This window comes from Nocardia sp. NPDC056541, assembly GCF_042794235.1.
Taxonomy (GTDB): domain Bacteria; phylum Actinomycetota; class Actinomycetes; order Mycobacteriales; family Mycobacteriaceae; genus Nocardia.
The window spans coordinates 432,960-449,972 of the sequence record NZ_JBHTUD010000003.1 but is presented as its reverse complement, the minus strand read 5'-3'; the positions used below and the strand labels follow the sequence as shown (position 1 = coordinate 449,972).

At 67.9% G+C, this 17,013-nt stretch carries 17 protein-coding genes and 1 tRNA gene; 13 read left to right on the top strand and 5 right to left on the bottom strand.

Annotation, left to right across the window (positions count from 1 at the left end):
* The first annotated feature begins 8 nt into the window (after window positions 1-8).
* The 8 genes from ACFQ9R_RS07565 (at window position 9) to ACFQ9R_RS07530 (ending at window position 8,982) form a co-directional block, all read left to right on the top strand.
* Complete coding sequence (locus ACFQ9R_RS07565; protein ID WP_378989474.1) at window positions 9-1,679, top strand: ABC transporter family substrate-binding protein; 1,671 nt, start codon at window positions 9-11, stop codon at window positions 1,677-1,679.
* Window positions 1,676-2,317, top strand: coding sequence for a hypothetical protein (locus ACFQ9R_RS07560; RefSeq protein WP_378989473.1), 642 nt, complete (start codon window positions 1,676-1,678; stop codon window positions 2,315-2,317). Before ACFQ9R_RS07565 ends, ACFQ9R_RS07560 begins: the two co-directional genes overlap by 4 nt.
* Window positions 2,318-2,404: 87 nt before the next feature.
* Window positions 2,405-3,142, top strand: coding sequence for a FadR/GntR family transcriptional regulator (locus ACFQ9R_RS07555; RefSeq protein ID WP_378989472.1), 738 nt, complete (start codon window positions 2,405-2,407; stop codon window positions 3,140-3,142).
* A gap of 125 nt (window positions 3,143-3,267) precedes the next feature.
* Entirely contained in the window at window positions 3,268-3,894 is a 627-nt protein-coding gene (locus tag ACFQ9R_RS07550) for a sterol desaturase family protein (protein WP_378989470.1), read from the top strand.
* A 138-nt stretch (window positions 3,895-4,032) separates the two neighbouring features.
* Window positions 4,033-5,448 carry an MFS transporter gene (locus ACFQ9R_RS07545; protein WP_378989469.1) on the top strand — a complete coding sequence of 472 codons (1,416 nt, stop codon included), beginning with the start codon at window positions 4,033-4,035 and terminating at the stop codon, window positions 5,446-5,448.
* Between the two features lie 54 nt (window positions 5,449-5,502).
* The gene (locus ACFQ9R_RS07540; protein WP_101464960.1) at window positions 5,503-5,706 is read left to right on the top strand and encodes a heavy-metal-associated domain-containing protein; all 204 of its coding nucleotides are present in this window, start codon (window positions 5,503-5,505) and stop codon (window positions 5,704-5,706) included.
* 19 nt (window positions 5,707-5,725) lie between these two features.
* Entirely contained in the window at window positions 5,726-6,664 is a 939-nt protein-coding gene (locus ACFQ9R_RS07535) for a hypothetical protein (RefSeq protein ID WP_378989468.1), read from the top strand.
* Window positions 6,665-6,726: 62 nt separating this feature from the next.
* Window positions 6,727-8,982: a heavy metal translocating P-type ATPase gene (locus tag ACFQ9R_RS07530; RefSeq protein ID WP_378989467.1), complete on the top strand. Its 2,256-nt coding sequence runs from the start codon at window positions 6,727-6,729 to the stop codon at window positions 8,980-8,982.
* 67 nt (window positions 8,983-9,049) lie between these two features.
* Here the strand turns inward: ACFQ9R_RS07530 and ACFQ9R_RS07525 are convergent, their stop codons facing one another.
* Window positions 9,050-9,661, bottom strand: a complete 612-nt coding sequence (locus ACFQ9R_RS07525) for a DUF6636 domain-containing protein (RefSeq protein WP_378989466.1) — start codon at window positions 9,659-9,661, stop codon at window positions 9,050-9,052.
* 102 nt (window positions 9,662-9,763) lie between these two features.
* On the opposite strand from ACFQ9R_RS07525, the gene ACFQ9R_RS07520 reads away from it, so the two are divergent.
* Complete coding sequence (locus ACFQ9R_RS07520) at window positions 9,764-10,420, top strand: histone deacetylase (RefSeq protein ID WP_378989465.1); 657 nt, start codon at window positions 9,764-9,766, stop codon at window positions 10,418-10,420.
* Window positions 10,421-10,484: 64 nt separating this feature from the next.
* Window positions 10,485-11,915, top strand: a complete 1,431-nt coding sequence (locus ACFQ9R_RS07515; protein WP_378989464.1) for a lipase maturation factor family protein — start codon at window positions 10,485-10,487, stop codon at window positions 11,913-11,915.
* 34 nt (window positions 11,916-11,949) lie between these two features.
* Here the strand turns inward: ACFQ9R_RS07515 and ACFQ9R_RS07510 are convergent.
* Window positions 11,950-12,021 (bottom strand) — tRNA-Gly (locus ACFQ9R_RS07510).
* Between the two features lie 227 nt (window positions 12,022-12,248).
* Here ACFQ9R_RS07510 and ACFQ9R_RS07505 point away from each other — a divergent pair.
* Window positions 12,249-12,671, top strand: a complete 423-nt coding sequence (locus ACFQ9R_RS07505; RefSeq protein ID WP_378989463.1) for a hypothetical protein — start codon at window positions 12,249-12,251, stop codon at window positions 12,669-12,671.
* Window positions 12,672-12,714: 43 nt separating this feature from the next.
* On the opposite strand, the gene ACFQ9R_RS07500 is transcribed toward ACFQ9R_RS07505, so the two are convergent.
* A complete protein-coding gene (locus ACFQ9R_RS07500; protein ID WP_378989462.1) occupies window positions 12,715-13,596 on the bottom strand; it encodes an SDR family oxidoreductase in 882 nt (293 codons plus the stop codon).
* Between the two features lie 85 nt (window positions 13,597-13,681).
* Here ACFQ9R_RS07500 and ACFQ9R_RS07495 point away from each other — a divergent pair, with 85 nt between their 5' ends.
* On the top strand, window positions 13,682-14,473 hold the full coding sequence (locus tag ACFQ9R_RS07495) for a helix-turn-helix domain-containing protein (RefSeq protein WP_378989461.1): 792 nt from the start codon (window positions 13,682-13,684) through the stop codon (window positions 14,471-14,473).
* Window positions 14,474-14,530: 57 nt separating this feature from the next.
* On the opposite strand, the gene ACFQ9R_RS07490 is transcribed toward ACFQ9R_RS07495, so the two are convergent.
* Together ACFQ9R_RS07490 and ACFQ9R_RS07485 are read right to left on the bottom strand one after the other, a co-directional pair.
* The gene (locus tag ACFQ9R_RS07490; protein ID WP_378989460.1) at window positions 14,531-15,052 is read right to left on the bottom strand and encodes an OsmC family protein; all 522 of its coding nucleotides are present in this window, start codon (window positions 15,050-15,052) and stop codon (window positions 14,531-14,533) included.
* Window positions 15,053-15,085: 33 nt separating this feature from the next.
* Window positions 15,086-15,847 carry a lysophospholipid acyltransferase family protein gene (locus ACFQ9R_RS07485; protein ID WP_378989458.1) on the bottom strand — a complete coding sequence of 254 codons (762 nt, stop codon included), beginning with the start codon at window positions 15,845-15,847 and terminating at the stop codon, window positions 15,086-15,088.
* A 206-nt stretch (window positions 15,848-16,053) separates the two neighbouring features.
* Between ACFQ9R_RS07485 and ACFQ9R_RS07480 the strand changes: the two genes are divergently transcribed.
* Window positions 16,054-16,947, top strand: coding sequence for a hypothetical protein (locus tag ACFQ9R_RS07480; RefSeq protein ID WP_378989457.1), 894 nt, complete (start codon window positions 16,054-16,056; stop codon window positions 16,945-16,947).
* The last annotated feature ends 66 nt before the right edge of the window (window positions 16,948-17,013 follow it).

The following is a 17,013-nucleotide window of genomic DNA, read 5'->3' as shown; positions in this document are numbered from 1 at the left end:
GGATCACCATGCGAATTCGCTCGCTGGGTACCAAGTTCGCCATTCCGTGCGTGGCGGTCGGCCTGATCCTGTCAGGCTGTTCCTCCGACAACGCCGTTACACCGGGCACCGCCACGATCGGCAGCACCAACGACATCAACCCCCACGATGTGGCGGACCTGCGTGATGGCGGCAATCTGCGGTTGGTGTTGAGCTCGTTCCCGGAGTCGTTCAACTATCTGCAAGTCGACGGCGGCACCGAGAGCACCGGTGACGTGATCGAACCGACGTTGCCCGTGGCATACACCAGCAATGCGGCCGGGGAACTGGCGATCAACCACGACTACTTCACCGATATCCAGCTCACCGGCAACAACCCGCAGCAGGTCACCTACACGATCAATCCCAAGGCGGTGTGGACCGACGGGACGCCGATCACCTGGGAGGACATGCGTTCGCAGGCGGCGGCGCTGAGTGGACGTGACACGACGTATCTGATGACAGCCACCAGCGGCTTCGAGCGGGTGGAGAAGGTCGAGCGCGGTGTCGACGACCGGCAGGCGATCGTCACCTTCTCCCAGCCCTATGCCGAATGGCAGGGTCAGTTCAGTCCGCTGTATCCGAAGGCCACCACTGAGTCCGCCGCCGCGTTCAACGACCGTGATCGCAACGGGCTCGCGGTGAGCGCGGGCCCGTTCCAGATCAGCGCGATCGATCGTGGACAGAACCGAATCACGTTGAGCCGCAATCCGGCATGGTGGGGCGCCACCCCTAAGCTCGACACCATCACTTTCAGCGTGCTCGACAGTTCGGCGTGGCTGCCCGCGATCCAGAACAACGAACTCGACATCGCCTACATGTCAGGCATCGAGAATGTCACCGGCGCGAAGCAGGCCGCCGGCGTAGTGCTGCGGCGCACGCCGGAACCCAGCTGGTCGCACATCACGTTCAACGGCGCGCCGGGTTCGCTGCTCGAAGATCCACAGGTGCGAATCGCTATCTCCAAAGCGATCGACCGTCAGGGCATCGTCAACGCGTCCCAGAATGGCGTAGTCGACGATCCGAAGCCGCTCAACAACCACATCTTCATGAACGGGCAGAAGGGGTACCAGGACAATTCGGCACCCATCTCCTTCGACCCGACCGCGGCCGCGAAAATGCTCGACGACCTGGGTTGGAAGCTCAACGGCGACGTGCGTGAGAAGAACGGCCGCCGCCTCGAGATCCGCGATGTGATGTACCAGCAGGACGGTTGGGTCCAGACCGCACAGATCGTCCAGCAGAATCTGGCACAGATCGGGGTGAAGCTGAACATCCAAACTGTGCCGGGTAGTGGACTTTTCAAGGATGTGATCGACCCGGGAAATTTCGAGCTGGCGCAATTCAGCTGGGGCGGTAGCTATCTCCCGCTCGGCGCGTTGCCGCAGATCTACGCCTATGATCCGAACAACTTGCAGTCCAACAAGGCACGGATCGGTTCGCCGGAGCTCAATGCCCTGATCGAGCGGACCATCGCCGAACTCGACCCCGACAAGGCGCGCGAACTCGCCAATCAGTGCGATCAGATGATCTTCGCCGAAGGCTATTCGATTCCGCTGAACCAGGCTTCGGGTACGTATGCGGTGCGGGAGAATCTCGCGAACTACGGCGCGTTCGGGCTCGCCACCGCCGACTACACCAAGGTCGGCTTCCTGAAGTGAGCGACGGCCCGGCGCGCGCACTCACCTATCCGCTGCTCGTCACGAGCGGCACCCTCGCGGTGATCGCCGCGTGGGTGCCGTTCGCGGATGTCGATCAGCTGAGTGCGCTCGCCGTGGTCGCTCTCGCCGTACTCGCCTATACCGCGTATCAAGGCGGACTTGCCTTCGGGGTTTTCCCGAGCGGGCTCGTTGCGGCAGGGGCTGTGCGCGGTAGGCGGGTTCGGCAGCAGTATCGGCTGGTCAGCCGGTCGTGGCTGGAGATCAGCAGTGGTGATCGGATGGTGTGGCAGCCGGTGTTCTATGAGCCGGCGCTGTCGACGCTCACTCCGGCCGAGCTGGAGCTGACCGCCCGATCCATCCACGCGGGGGACACGCGATTCTTCCCCTCGGGGCGTGTGCGCACCACCGAGCCGGCGGGCAAGCTCGTGGACAATCCCTCCCGCCCTATCGATCCGCCCACGTTCGGGATCGCCCGCCGTCTGGTCCTCGATATTCAGCAGGCGGTCGGCGCTCCCCTCGTCGGCCTGCTGTGGGTCTATGTCATGAACGGCGGACTGGGCGCGTTCGTCGCCACCACGACGGTCGCCGCCGCCACCTTCACCTGGCTTTCCGCCATCCGGGGCTCCGACCCCAGCTAGACCACCAGGTAGCTTTGCCACCCTTCTTTCGTGATCCAACTGGTCTGACCACTTGACCTCTTACCTCCAATGGCGCATCATCGAGGTATGGCATGGACTCCCGTGGTGAAGCGCTCGGTTTCCGGTGATGTGTTCGAACAGATCGCCGCCGAAGTGCTGGGCGGGGAATTGGCGGCGGGAAGCACGCTGCCGAGTGAGCGGCAGCTGGCCGAGGCGCTGGGGGTGTCGCGGCCCGCGGTGCGGGAGGCGTTGCAGCGGTTGGCCGCGGCGGGGCTGGTGGCCGTTCGGCAAGGCGAGGCGACGACCGTGCTCGACTATCGGCGCAGCGCCGGACTGGAAGTGCTTCCGCGACTGCTGCTTCGGGGTGATTCGATCGATCCCGCGGTCGCTCGCAGCATTCTCGAGGCGCGGCTGCACAACGGGCCGAAGATCGCCGAGCTGGCCGCCGCGCGGGTTCGATCGCGCGGTGCGGACGATTCGCGCGTCGCGAGCGACCTCGGCCTGTTGGACGAATCCGTCGATTCCCTTGTCGCCGAATCGGATCCACTCACCCAGCAACGGATAGCCCTCGAATTCTGGGACCACATCCTCGACCTCGCCGATTCGATCGCCTTCCGGCTGATGTATTCCATGCTGCGCGCCGCTTACGAACCCGCCTTGGCCGCGCTGGCGCCGATCATGTCCGCCGAGGTGGGCAATGGCGTCGCCTATCGAGACCTGGCCGCCGCGATCGCCGCGGGCGAGCCGGAACGGGCCGCCGACACCGCTCGAGCACTGCTCGGGCCGGCGACCACCGCCCTGATCCATGCCCTCGACGGGGCATGATCCACCCGAGGATTGACATGACCGATAACCGTCCGACAACGACGTCGCACGACTCCGAAGAATCCCGTGCGACCGAATCCCGCCGAACCCCTGACCGAGGCTCGCCACGGTCGATCCGGCGCAGCATGCCTCTGAGCGAGGCGGCCCGCGAATTCCTCCGGCATCCGTCACCCTGGATGATCGCCGTGGTCTTCGTGGTCGCAGTCAGCACCCGCATCGCCATCGGCGACTGGCAGCTCACCGATGCCCTTGTCCCCGTGCTGATTCTGGCCGCGTTCCCGCTCATCGAGTGGATCATCCATGTCACCGTGCTGCACTGGCGTCCACGGCATCTCGGCCCGCTGACTCTCGACAGCGAGCTGGCCCGCAAACACCGCGAGCACCACGTCGACCCGCGTGACATCCCGCTGATCTTCATCCCGCCGAAGTCGCTGCTGCTCACGATCGTCGCCCTGGTCGCGATCGCCCTACTGGCCTTCCCCCGCACCGGCCTCGGCCTCACCTTCCTGCTCACCATCACCACACTCGGCCTGCTCTACGAGTGGACGCACTACCTGATCCACACCGACTACAAGCCGAAACGTGCCCTGTACCGGGCTATTTGGCGTAACCACCGCCACCACCACTACAAGAACGAGCACTACTGGTTCACCGTGACCACCTCCGGCACCGCCGACCGCCTCCTCGGCACCGCCCCCGACCCGGCCACGACACCGACCTCCCCCACGGCGCGCAACCTCCACGCCGGCTAAATCCCAGGGCACACCTCGGGGCAGCACTCAGACCCGGCTCGCACCATCACGCGAGCCGGGTTTTTGCTTGACACATTAATACCCTAGGGGGGTATGGTACCGAGCACGGGACACACCCCGCTCGAAAGGACGAAAGTCGTGACTACGCAATCGCAATCCACCCGGAAGTGGTGGGCGCTGGCGGTGATCGCCGCCGCGCAGTTCATGGTCATCATGGACACCTCGATCATCGGGATCGCGCTGCCCAAGATGCAGGCCGAACTCGGATTCACGCCGGGCAATCTGACGTGGGTGTTCAACGCCTACGTGGTGGCGTTCGGCGGTCTGCTGCTGCTCGGCGGCAGGCTCTCCGACCTACTCGGCGCTCGCCGGGTATTCGCCGCGGGCTGGGTGGTGCTCGGCGTCGGCTCCGTCATCGCCGGTGCCGCGGGCACTGTCGGCGTCGAGCTGGCTGGTCGGGCGATCCAAGGTGGTGGTGCGGCGCTGATCGCGCCCTCCGCACTCACGCTGCTGATGATGCTGTTCGGCGGCTCGCCCCAGGAGCTCACCAAGGCGCTCGCCGTGTATGGCGCGGCCGCGCCCGCCGGTGGCACCGCGGGCGTGTTCCTCGGCGGTGTGATCACCGAATACATCAGCTGGCCTTGGGTTTTCTACATCAACATTCCGATCGCCGTGCTGGCGCTGATCGCCGTGCCGCTGCTGATGCCCGCCGCTCCGGCGCGCAAGGGGTCCATCGATATCGCCGGATCCGTCACTGTGACAGCCGGTTTGGCGGCCGCGGTATACGCGATCGTGCAGGCACCGGAGGTCGGTTGGGCCTCGGGCGAGACCTGGGGTGTGCTGGCACTGGCCGCCGCGCTGCTGGCCGGCTTCGTCGCCATCCAGTCCCGGCGCGGCGAACCGCTCATGCGGCTGAGCATCTTCCGCGCACCGAACCTGGCCGCCGCCAACTTCGCCCAGTTCGCGCTGGCCGCCGCGTGGGTGCCGATGTGGTTCTTCCTCAACCTGTACCTGCAGCAGGTGCTCGGGTACAGCGCGTTCCCGTCGGGTGCGGCACTACTGCCGATGACCACGCTGATCATGCTCGGCATGGTGGTGCTCGCCCCGAAGGCGATGCAGCGTTTCGGCGCCAAGCCGATGATCGTCACCGGTCTGATCGTGCTCGGTCTCGGCCTCGGGGTGATGTCGCTGGTGCGGCCGACCGGCAACTTCTGGATCGACGTGCTGCCCGCCTCGCTGATAGCGGCGGGGGGTATGTCGCTGGCCTTCATTCCCTCGCTCGGCACCGCTATCTCGGCGGCACGACCCGAGGAAGGCGGGCTGGCCTCGGGCATCGTCAACGTCAGCTACCAGGTGGGTTCGGCGCTCGGACTGGCCGCGATGACGGCGGTGGCCGCCGCGTTCGGCGCGAGCGAACTGGGAGATACCTCGGCACTGACCGACGGCTATTCCGCGGCCTTCCTGGGGGCGGGCGTGCTCGCCCTGGCAGGGGCGGGCATCACCGCGGCGACCATGCGAACCCCGGCCGCCGACAAGGCCGGCGCGACTGTTTGACAAAGTACCCTAGGGGGGTATGGTAATGATCGAGAGCGAAACGAGGAGAGTTCCATGAGCACCACCACCGTCACCGTCACCGGTATGACCTGCGGCTGCTGTGTCAACAAGGTCCGCGACAAGGTCGGCGCCCTACCCGGCGTCACCGGCGTCGATGTCGACCTGGCCGCGGGCTCGGTAACCATCGACGGCACCGAGCCCGAACGCACCGCCCTCGCCGACGCCGTAGCCGCGGCCGGCTTCCAGCTCGCAGACTGAACGGATACGGAGCATCCCGATGAACGCAACAGGCAAGTTCGCCGGATTCGCCCTCGGCCTCGCGGCGGTCTTCGGGATCGCTCTGGCCGCAGGTGCCCTGGTCGGTCCGCAACCTTCCGAACCGGCCGGGCACGGCGAGCACTCGACCGCGGCGGCACCGTCCGCCGATCTCCCCGGCGGGCTGCTCGCCACCGACCAGGGCTACACGCTGGCCTTGGACAAGCCGAACACCACCACCGCACCGCAGTCGCCGACAAGTTTTCGCATCCTCGACGCGAACGGCGCACCGGTGACGAAGTACGTGAACAGCCACGACAAGGACCTGCACCTGATCGTGGTCCGACGCGACATGGCGGGCTTCCAGCACGTCCACCCGGTCCTCGATCCGGCCGGAACCTGGACAGTTCCGCTGAACCTCAGCCGGGGCGGCGACTACCGCGTCTACGCCGACTTCACCCCCGAGGGTGGGTCGAACCTGACGCTCGGCGCCGATCTGCGGGTCGCGGGCACCTACGACGTGCAGGCACTGCCCGCCCCCGCCGCCACCGCGCAGGTCGGCGAGTACACGGTCGCGCTGAACGGCACGGTCGCCCCCGGCACCGCGTCGAAGGTGACGCTCTCGGTCAGCCGCAACGGCACCCCGGTCACCGACCTGCAGCCCTACCTCGGGGCCTACGGTCACCTGGTGGCCCTGCGCGCCGCCGACCTCGCCTACCTGCACGTTCATCCCGAGGGCGCGCCCGGCGACGGAGTCACCCCTGCCGGACCCGGCATCGACTTCATCGTGAACGCACCGAGCGCCGGCGACTATCGCCTGTTCCTCGACTTCCAGCACCAGGGCGTGGTGCGGACCGCCGAGTTCACGGTGCGGGTCGCCACGCCGAACGCCACCGGTGCGAGCAACCCGGCCCCGACCAGCGCGCCCGCCGACCACGGCACCCCCGGCCACGGCCACTGACCCCACCTGTTTCACCCGTGATCGCTCAGCAAGAATTGCTATCAGGAACGAAGGAGCACCCCATGACCGCCGTGACACACCCACCGGGCACCGGCCAGGTAGAACTGGTGATCGGTGGCATGACCTGCGCTTCCTGCGCGAACCGGATCGAGAAGAAGCTCAACAAGCTCGACGGGGTCACCGCCACGGTCAACTACGCGACCGAGAAGGCACGCGTCGACTTCACCGGTGACGTCTCCCCCGAGGCGCTGATCGCCACCGTCGAGCAGGCCGGCTACACCGCGGCACTCCCCGCGCCGAAGAAGCCCGAGACCGACGAAACGCCGGTCGCCGACGCGGACCCGACGGCTTCGCTGCGCACCCGGCTGATCGTGTCGGCGCTGCTCACCGTGCCGGTGATCGCGATGGCGATGATCCCGGCGCTGCAGTTCACCAACTGGCAGTGGCTCTCGCTCACGCTGGCCGCACCGGTCGTGATCTGGGGCGCGCTGCCCTTCCACAAAGCCGCGTGGACCAACCTGAAGCACGGCACCGCCACCATGGACACCCTGGTGTCGATGGGCACGCTCGCGGCCTTCGGCTGGTCGCTGTACGCGCTGTTCTGGGGCACGGCGGGCACGCCGGGCATGAAACACCCGTTCGAGTTCACCATCGCGCGGATGGACGGCACCGGCAGCATCTACCTCGAAGCCGCGGCGGGCGTGACCACGTTCATCCTGGCCGGGCGGTATTTCGAGGCACGGTCGAAGCGACGGGCGGGCGCGGCACTGAGGGCCCTGCTCGAACTCGGCGCGAAGGATGTCGCGGTTCTTCGTGGCGGCGTCGAGACGCGAATTCCGGTGGAACAGCTGGCCGTCGGTGACGAGTTCGTCGTGCGGCCGGGTGAGAAGATCGCCACCGACGGTGTGATCACCGAGGGGACGTCGGCGGTCGACGCGTCCATGCTCACCGGTGAGTCGGTGCCGGTGGAGGTCGGCGTCGACGATGGCGTCACCGGCGCCACCGTGAACGTCGGTGGACGACTCGTCGTGCGCGCCACCAGGATCGGCGCCGACACCCAGCTCGCCCAGATGGCACAGCTCGTCGAGGACGCGCAGACCGGCAAGGCACAGGCACAGCGGCTGGCCGACCGGATCTCCGGCATCTTCGTCCCGATCGTCATCGCGCTCGCCGTCGCCACCCTCGGATTCTGGCTCGGCACCGGCGGATCCATCGCCGCCGCCTTCACGGCGGGCGTGGCGGTGCTGATCATCGCCTGCCCCTGCGCCCTCGGCCTGGCCACGCCGACGGCGCTGATGGTCGGCACCGGACGCGGCGCGCAGCTGGGCATCCTGATCAAGGGACCCGAGGTGCTCGAATCGACCCGCAAGGTCGACACCATCGTGCTGGACAAGACCGGCACCGTCACCACCGGCAAGATGACGCTGCTCGACGTGATCCCCGCCGAGGGCGAACTCGGCAGCAAGGTGCTGGAACTCGCTGGTGCGCTGGAGGATTCGTCGGAACACCCGATCGCGCAGGCCATCGCCAAGGGCGCACGCGACGAGTTCGGCACCCTGCTGCCGGTGGAGGGTTTCGCCAATGTCGAAGGCCTCGGTGTGCAGGGCGTGATCGACGGTCACGCGGTGATCGTCGGCCGGGCGCGACTGCTGGCCGACTGGTCACAACCGCTGCCCGAGACGCTGGAAACCGCGCTGGCGGAAGCGGAATCGGCAGGCAAGACCGCGGTCGCGATCGGCTGGGACGGCAGCGCGCGTGGCGTGCTGGTTGTCGCCGACGCGGTGAAGCCGAGCTCGGCGCAGGCCATCGCGCAGTTCCGCGAGCTCGGGCTGACGCCGATCCTGCTCACCGGTGACAACGCCCGCGCGGCCCGCACCATCGGCGACGAAGTGGGCATCGACGAGGTCATCGCCGAGGTGCTGCCGCAGGACAAGGTCGACACCGTCAAGCGGCTGCAGGCCGAGGGCAAGGTCGTCGCCATGGTCGGTGACGGCGTCAACGACGCGGCCGCCCTGGCCCAGGCCGACCTGGGCCTGTCGATGGGCACCGGCACCGACGTCGCCATCGAGGCCAGCGACCTCACCCTCGTCCGCGGCGATCTGCGCGCCGCAGCCGACGCGATCCGCCTGTCGCGGCGCACCCTGGCCACGATCAAGGGCAACCTGTTCTGGGCCTTCGCCTACAACGTGGCCGCGATTCCCCTGGCCATGGCGGGCCTGCTCAACCCGATGCTGGCCGGCGCCGCGATGGCGTTCAGCTCGGTCTTCGTGGTGAGCAACAGCCTGCGCCTGCGCCGGTTCGAGTCGACCGCGCAGTAGACCGTCGGCAAGAGGCGAGGTCCGTAGATCTACGGACCTCGCCTCTGTTTCTGTCCGGTGATCGGAGTCAGAACAGGTACTGCTGATCTGCCGAGATGAAGAAGCCGTGACCGCCGGCGTCACAGCGGACGCCCTGTTGGGTGGAGGTGCAGGCGGCGCCGCGGACGATGATGGTGTCGCCGTAGTTCAGGGTTTTTCCGCCGCCCTTGGTGGTGCCGTCCACCGGCTCACCGACGAAGAAGCCCTGGTTGGTGCACAGGAATTCCGCTGTGCCGCCGTAGATGTGGGCGGCGACCTTGCGGGCCGGGGAGTTGTCGCAGGTGGGGAGTTCGGGCGGGATCACGTGTGTGTCGGCCAGCTGGCAGCCGACGCCGAGGGTGCCCTCTTCGACGAAGCCGCACAGGATGTTGCCGGTGGGCGACTGGAAGTAGAAGTTGTTGCGCTGCTGGTAGTCGCGGGCGTCGACGGTGGCGTCGTCGCGGGTGGGCAGGTCGGCCGGACTCGGGCCGGTGCCGGGCGCGGTGGGTGGCTCGTTGGAGGCAGGTGCGACGGTCGAAGCGTTGCCCTGATCCGCGGGCTGGGTGGTCACCGGAAGGCGCGATGGCGTGGACGCACCGTCACACGCGGCGAGCCCACCGGCGAGCACCGCGAGCGCGGCCACCGTGATTACTGATCTCATGATCTCTCCCCTCGATGTCCGACCCCATTCGAAGGAAGAATCGACAGCAGAAGCGGATTCGTTTCCTGCGCTCATGAACCGTGACCCACCCGAGGTGAGCCCGTGACGACAGCTCAGCACGTCTGGTACGCCGCGTACGGCTCCAACATGCACGCGCGGCGGTTCGCCTACTACCGCGAAGGCGGCACCCCGCCCGGAACCGACCACACCTATCCGGGGTTCCGTGACCGGTCCGCACCGGCCGCCGTCGCACCGCTCGACCTACCGGGAAGTCTGTATTTCGCCTGGCAGAGCCCCGTGTGGACCGGCGGGGTCGGGTTCTATGCCGCGCGCCCGGCGGCGGGCAGGCCGGTCGGCGCGGCGGCACGGGGGTACTTGCTGACCGTCGGTCAGTTCGGTGACCTCCTGGCGCAGGAGATGTATCGAAGCCCGGCGATCGACTTCGATCCGGCGCCGGTCCTCGCCGACGGTGCGGTGCGGCTCGGGCCGGGTCGATACGAGACTGTGGTGCACGCGGGGACGCACGACGGGATTCCCGTCCTCACCTTCACCTCACCGTGGGATCCGGAAACCGTGGCCCTGCGACGGCCCTCGGCCCGATATCTGACGATGATCGGCGCCGGGCTGCGCGAATCACACGGCTGGGATCTGGATCGCATCGTCGACTATCTGCGGGTGTGGCCCGGCATCGCCGGGCACTGGACCGAGCCCGACCTGCGCGGCGCGCTAGTCAGCGGCACCGGACTCGAGCGGCCCTAGATTTTCGTCGCGCCGATCGCGGGTACTCCCCTGGTGCGGGGCGTCGACCACCGGGAGCACACGCATGGAGTGGTTCACGGCACCGGAGTACTGGCAGGGCAGGCTGATCTTCCAGCGTGGCCTGGCGGTGATCTACGCCCTCGCCTTCCTGACGGCGGCACTACAGTTCCGCGCGCTCCTCGGTGAGCGCGGGATGCTGCCCATCCCGCGATACCTGGCCCGGACGCCGTTCCGCCGGTCACCCAGCCTGTTCCAGCTGCACTACTCCGATCGGTTCTATGCCGGCATCGCCTGGTTCGGTGCGGTGCTCGCGATGGCGGTCGCGCTCGGTGTCGCCGATCTGGTGCCGCTGTGGGCGGCCATGGCGTTGTGGTTGCTGCTGTGGGCGCTGTATCTGTCGATCGTCAACGTGGGGCAGACCTGGTACTCGTTCGGCTGGGAATCGCTGCTGCTCGAGGCGGGGTTCCTGGCGATCTTCCTCGGCAACGACACCGTCGCGCCGCCGCTGCTGGTGTTGTTCGCCGCGCGCTGGCTGCTGTTCCGGGTGGAGTTCGGGGCCGGGCTGATCAAGATGCGCGGCGATCGGTGCTGGCGGGACCTGACCTGCCTGTACTACCACCACGAGACCCAGCCGATGCCCGGTCCGCTGAGCTGGTTCTTCCACCATCTGCCCCGGCCACTGCACCGGGTGGAGGTCGCCGCCAATCATGTCGCGCAGCTGATCGTGCCGTTCGGGCTGTTCGCGCCGCAGCCGGTGGCGAGCGTCGCGGCGGGCATCATCATCGTCACGCAGTCGTGGCTGGTGCTCTCCGGCAATTTCGCCTGGCTCAACTGGGTGACTCTGCTGCTGGCAACCACCGCGGTCAGCGCGTACCCGGTACTGCCGGACGCGCCGCCGGTGGCCGACCCGCCCGGATGGTTCCTCGGCGCCGTCGTCGCCTTCGTCGCGATGGTCGTGGTGCTGAGCTTCTGGCCGGTGCGCAACCTCCTCTCCGCACAGCAGGCGATGAACGCCTCGTTCGACCCGTTGCACCTGGTCAACACCTATGGAGCGTTCGGCAGCATCACCCGGGTCCGCCAGGAGATCGTGCTCGAGGGCACCGACGCCACCCACCTCACGCCGGACACGGTGTGGCGCGAATACGAGTTCAAGGGCAAACCGGGCGACCCCCGGTACCGTCCGCGCCAGTGGGCGCCCTATCACCTGCGGCTGGACTGGTTGATGTGGTTCGCCGCGCTGTCGCCGGCCTACGCGCGATCGTGGGCACTGCCGTTGGCGATCCGGCTGCTCGACAACGACCCCGATACCCTGCGCCTGCTGCGGCGCTGCCCCTTCCCCGACGCACCGCCGCACTACGTGCGCGCCCGGCTGTACGAGTACCACTTCAGTACGCCCGCCGAACTGTTCCGCGAACGGATCTGGTGGCGCCGAACCCTGATCGGCGAGTTTCTGCCTGCGCTGCGTCACCCACGCCTCGACCGGCACCGGGAATGAGAAAAGCCCGGCACGATGGCCGGGCTTTTCGTTGAGCGGATGACGAGATTCGAACTCGCGACCCTCACCTTGGCAAGGTGATGCGCTACCACTGCGCCACATCCGCGTGCCCTCCGAAACCGATCCGGCGAGCGCCGGTGACTTCGTCGTGCGAGTACGAACTTTAGCGCGAAACTCCCGAACTACGAAATCCGGGCTCACTCATCACCCGGGGCGGCGGTGAGACCCCGCATCGGCGGGCGTCGTTAAGCAGGTCACAAGGATGCGGAAAAGGCTGCGGGGGAAGGTTTTTCGCAGGCGGTCGTGACCGCGGGAATCATGGGAGGAACGACTGTGAAGTCTCTGGGGATGATCGCGGCGGGCGTCGCGATGACGGCGCTGACCGTGTTGGGGGCCGGACCGGCGCACGCCGACTTCACCGACCCGGTGGAGTACACCGACAGTGGGGAGAACGTGGAGGACGAAGGGTTCGGGGAGTACGCGGTCAACCGTTCCGACCCGAACTCGTGCCTGGTGGTGCAGAACCACACCGGCGGGCAGGTGACGGTCCGGTTGAACTACCCGACCAGTGGCGGAAAGTGGCTGTTCAACCACGATCAGGTCGGTGTGCTGATGCGCAACGGCAAGATGGTCACCTCACCGTCCGGAAATTGGAATGTGCGGACGAACCCGCCGATCAGGTTCAACTGGGTCTACGACGGCAACATGAACACCCGCAGGGGTTGCAACGGGTCGTGGGTGCTGACCATGAACTGAGCCGCAGGGTCCGGTGCGCCGCCACGCACCGGACCCTGCCCGGTCAGCTCGGCTTCAACGCGCCGCCTGCGACGACGGGGGCGAAGGCGGCGCGGTGGTCGGCGGCCCAGGCGGCGTAGCCGCGGGGTGGTCTGCCGAGGACGCGTTCGATGTCGTCGGTGACGAGCTCGTTGTGGCCGCCGCGGATGAAGGACTGGCCGATCAGTGAGCCTTCCACGAAAGCGGGCGGAAGACCCGCGGCGACCATGAACGCGCGGGCATCGGCTTCGGCGATGTCGGTGACGGCGATCGGGCGGTCGAGAACCCGCGCGAGAACGGCGGCCTGGTCGCGGCCCGTGTGCAGGTCGGGGCCGGTCAGGGTGTAGATACGGCCGTGGTGGTCGTTCGAGCGCAGCGCCGCTGCGGCGACCGCCGAGACATCGCGTGGGTCGACCACGGCCTGCCTGCCGTCGCCGGTGAGGTTCGGGACGGGGTGACCGTTGCTGAGGGGTTCGATCCAGCTGAACGTGTTCGACGCGAAAGTATTGGGGCGCAGAATCGTCCACTCCAAGCCGGAGTCGCGCACGGCCTGCTCCCCTGGCACATGCCAGGAACCCGGCACGCCGAGACGTGGGTCGCCGGTACCGACCGCGGACAGCTTCACCACTCGCCGCACACCGGCCTTTCGCGCGGCAGCCACCAGTTCGGCATCGGTGCCGGTGCTGTCCGGGCCAGGAATCCCGACGAGGAACGCGGCCGCTACGCCCGCCATGGCGGGTCCGAACGTCGCCGGGTCGCGGTAGTCCACCCGCACCACCTCCACCCCGGCGGGGAATCCTGCCTGCTCCGGGTCGCGGGTCGCCGCCCGGACGGCGACGCCCTCGGCTGCCAGCTGTCGCACGATGTCGCTTCCGATGGTGCCTGTCGCACCGGTGATCAGGATCATGGAACGAGCATGGCCGCCGCGCTGCCTGCGAAGATAGGAGAAATCGGCACGGACATCCCGGCCCGCGCCGCCTACAGTCGACCAGGTGGAGTATCTGACCTCGGCGCACATCGAGACGCCCGTGACGACACCGGAATCGTTGCGCCCGTGGCTCACCGAACTCACCAGCACGCCACTGTTCGACGACCTCGCTCAGCCGTTCGCGCATCCGCCCGTCGCGACCACCACGGTCGTCCTGCGCACCGAAAAGTCCGGTCGCGGTAACGCGTTCGTCGTCGGCGCGCAGACGAAGGCGTCCTACTCGACACCCGAGGAGCCCGCCGGGTGCGTGCGGCTGCGCCTGGAACCGGGCGTGACCCGCCAGCTGCTCGGCGTGACCGCGGGCGAACTCACCGACCGCGTCTTTCGTCTCGACGAATTGCCGGGTCCGCTGGGCGGTTTCGCGACGGAACTGACGGGCGTGCCCGCCGCACACGCGATCACCCATCTGGAAGATCTACTGCCGCACACTATCTCGGAATCGGATACCGATCGGGCGCACCGGATCGTGCTGCGCGAGGCGATCTCGGCGCTCACCGCCGACAACGCCCCCGCACTCTCCGAACTCACCGCGCGCCTCGCTGTCAGCGAGCGCCAGCTGCGCAACCTGTTCACCATGGGAATCGGCCTGTCCCCCAAGCATTTCGCTCGCATTCAACGCCTGCGGCGGGTCCTCTCCTACGCGGGCGACACCCCCTGGTCACACCTCGCGGCGAGTACCGGCTACTACGACCAGTCCCACCTCACCGCCGACTTCCGCACCCTCATGGGCGTCCCACCCGCCGCCTACCTTCGCGGCAAGCTACCGGCACCGACCCGCTGCCGGATTCCGCGCTGAGTCCGCCTCGGCAGGCATCCGCCACATCGCACGCGAGCCGAACGGGCACAGTAGCGATCACGGCGCAGGAGCGCTCACCACCCGGACAGTCGGCGGATTCCGCAAGCTCTGACCGACCACGCAGTAGCGCTCGGTGAGTTCGCCGAGCTTGACCAGGGCGGCGTCGTCGACAGCAGCCGAGGTGGTGACGGTGATCGTCACGGCGATCGGCGAAACCCCGACCTCCACGGTTCGATCGATGCCCAGGGTGCCGGTGGCGTCGAAGGACCCCGCCGCCTCGACCTCGGCGCCGGTGATGGGCAGGCCCATCGCGGTGGCGACGCTGCGGCAGGTCACCCCGGCGCAGGCCGCCACCGCCTCCAGCAGCATGTCGCCCGAGCAGGCGTCGGCGCCGTCACCGCCGGTGGCGCGGTGCAGGCCGGCGCGGACCGGGCCGGCGAAGGTCCGCACCGTGCAGGTGATGCCGGGGTCGGCGAACGAACCGGCGCCGCGCAGGGCGGTGACCGCGGCGGCCGGGTCGTCCCGGTAGCGCTGTTTCACCGGAGCTTGCAGGGCCTTCAACTCCGCCGCGGTGGTCATCTCTCGAGCGTAAGCCCGCCCGAGGCCGAAATATCAGCCCTCGGTGTCCTGCGTTTTCTCGGCCTTGCGGGCGAAACGTTCGGCCGCTTCGGCTTCGTCGAGAGCGGTGGCCTCTTCGAGGGAAGGGGCACTGCCACCGAGCCGTTTCGGGACCCAGTAGGCGCCGGGCTCGTGCTCATAGGATTCTTGCAGGTCGGCGAGCATTTCCTGCATGGTGGAGCGCAGCTGTGCGGTGAGGTCGGCGGCGGGTTCGTAGGGCTGGATGGGGGTGCCGACGGCGATCGAGATGGGGGTGTTGGTGCGGCCGAGCCGCTTGGGGAAGCCCTTGGTCCAGACGCGCTGGGCGCCCCAGATGGTGATCGGGATGATCGGCACACCCGCCTCCAGTGCCATGCGGGCCGCGCCGGACTTGAATTCCTTGATCTCGAAGCTGCGGCTGATCGTGGCCTCGGGATACACGCCGACGAGCTCGCCGTCGCGCAGGTACTGCACCGCCGATTGGTAGGAGTCGGCGCCCGCGGTGCGGTCGACCGGGATGTGCTTGAGGGTGCGCATGATCGGGCCGGAGATGTTGTTGTCGAACACTTCCTGCTTGGCCATGAACCTGATGTAGCGACGGGGGGTGCGCACAGGCAGACCCGCGTAGGTGAAGTCCATGTAACCGGTGTGGTTGACCGCCAGCACGGCGCCGCCGGTGGCGGGGATGTTTTCCGCCCCCTTGACAGTGAACTTCAGACCTTCGAGGAAGAACAGGGTTCGGGCCACGCCGATGATCGAGAAGTAGAGGGGTTCCACAAGTACGCAAGCGTAGTCGTAGATCTCCGCATCGGCAGGGGTGCCATCGGCGCGGGCCGTGACCGTAGAATCGCGGCGTTCGCCCGCGCAGCGAATCCGCTTCGCGCACACCGGTCTACACCCCGGCGAGTCCGCTCGCCCCGACAGTCACTCCCCCGCCGTCGTCACAGGCGGGTGCCACGACCTAGGAATCGAGGAACGTCGTAGTGGAACGCGCCCAGCTTGCCCTGACCCGCCCGCACCGCGCCTACGCGCTGGTCACGGGCCTGACCGTCGCCGCGGCCCTGGTCGCCGGGTGCGATTCGGTGTCGGGGATCCCGGGCGATCCGGTCGAGACGACCACTACCGCGTCGACCACGGCCGCCGCGGCGCCGACGACCACGGCGACCCAGGCCATCGCACCCGGCGAACCGGCGCCGAACAGCCCGCTCCCCGCCGACGCACCCCAGGTCGGCGCGGTCGCGGGCCACGCCGACGCCGTCACCGCCGTGCGCCGCTGGGCCGCCGACCTACAGACCGGCACGGTGAAAGAACTCCAGGACAACTGCTGGACCATCCCGCCTGCCACCGTCGCCGAGATGTACGCCGATCCCCAGGCGGTGCTGGCTGCCCTGGCCACGCCGGGCACCGCGACCGCCGATACCGTGACCTGGCGTAACCGAACCGTCACCGTCACCGTCGACCGCGAATCCGTGGCATCCGGATATGCCTGCGGACGGGTGTCCGCGGCGGGCGTCGAGCCCGGTTACGACGACGCCGACGCGCGCCACACCGTGCGCCGCTACCTCGCCCGCGCCACCGGCAAACCACTCAACGCGGCAGATATCGAAGCAGACCATCCGCTGACCTGCAAGGCCTCGCCCGCGAGCTGGGATCCCGAGGGCACCGGCAACCCCGTAGCAGCCCCCTTGACAGGCGACTCGGGCAAAGTAGGCAATGTCACCTCCTACACCGGCGAGGAGCTACGATCCGAGCAGGTTCGTGGCGACTACCTGGCAGTTCACGTCCCTGTGACCACCTCACCCGGGGGCACGCGGACGCGCACTTTCACGGTTGTCGCGACCGCTGAGGGCTATTGCATCGGTGACGTAACGATTTAGCCACTACCCTGGTTGGCTGGTACGCCGAAGCAGTCAGGGGGCCCGAGGCGGTAGCTCGCCATTGAT

Excerpts from the sequence above, each read along its gene's own strand:
- ACFQ9R_RS07500 (WP_378989462.1), bottom strand. The coding sequence starts at position 13,596 with ATGATCCTGATCACCGGTGCGACAGGCACCATCGGAAGCGACATCGTG.
- ACFQ9R_RS07490 (WP_378989460.1), bottom strand. The coding sequence starts at position 15,052 with ATGACCACCGCGGCGGAGTTGAAGGCCCTGCAAGCTCCGGTGAAACAG.
- ACFQ9R_RS07530 (WP_378989467.1), top strand. The coding sequence starts at position 6,727 with ATGACCGCCGTGACACACCCACCGGGCACCGGCCAGGTAGAACTGGTG.
- ACFQ9R_RS07550 (WP_378989470.1), top strand. The coding sequence starts at position 3,268 with ATGCCTCTGAGCGAGGCGGCCCGCGAATTCCTCCGGCATCCGTCACCC.
- ACFQ9R_RS07555 (WP_378989472.1), top strand. The coding sequence starts at position 2,405 with ATGGCATGGACTCCCGTGGTGAAGCGCTCGGTTTCCGGTGATGTGTTC.
- ACFQ9R_RS07540 (WP_101464960.1), top strand. The coding sequence starts at position 5,503 with ATGAGCACCACCACCGTCACCGTCACCGGTATGACCTGCGGCTGCTGT.
- ACFQ9R_RS07535 (WP_378989468.1), top strand. The coding sequence starts at position 5,726 with ATGAACGCAACAGGCAAGTTCGCCGGATTCGCCCTCGGCCTCGCGGCG.
- ACFQ9R_RS07565 (WP_378989474.1), top strand. The coding sequence starts at position 9 with ATGCGAATTCGCTCGCTGGGTACCAAGTTCGCCATTCCGTGCGTGGCG.
- ACFQ9R_RS07515 (WP_378989464.1), top strand. The coding sequence starts at position 10,485 with ATGGAGTGGTTCACGGCACCGGAGTACTGGCAGGGCAGGCTGATCTTC.
- ACFQ9R_RS07525 (WP_378989466.1), bottom strand. The coding sequence starts at position 9,661 with ATGAGATCAGTAATCACGGTGGCCGCGCTCGCGGTGCTCGCCGGTGGG.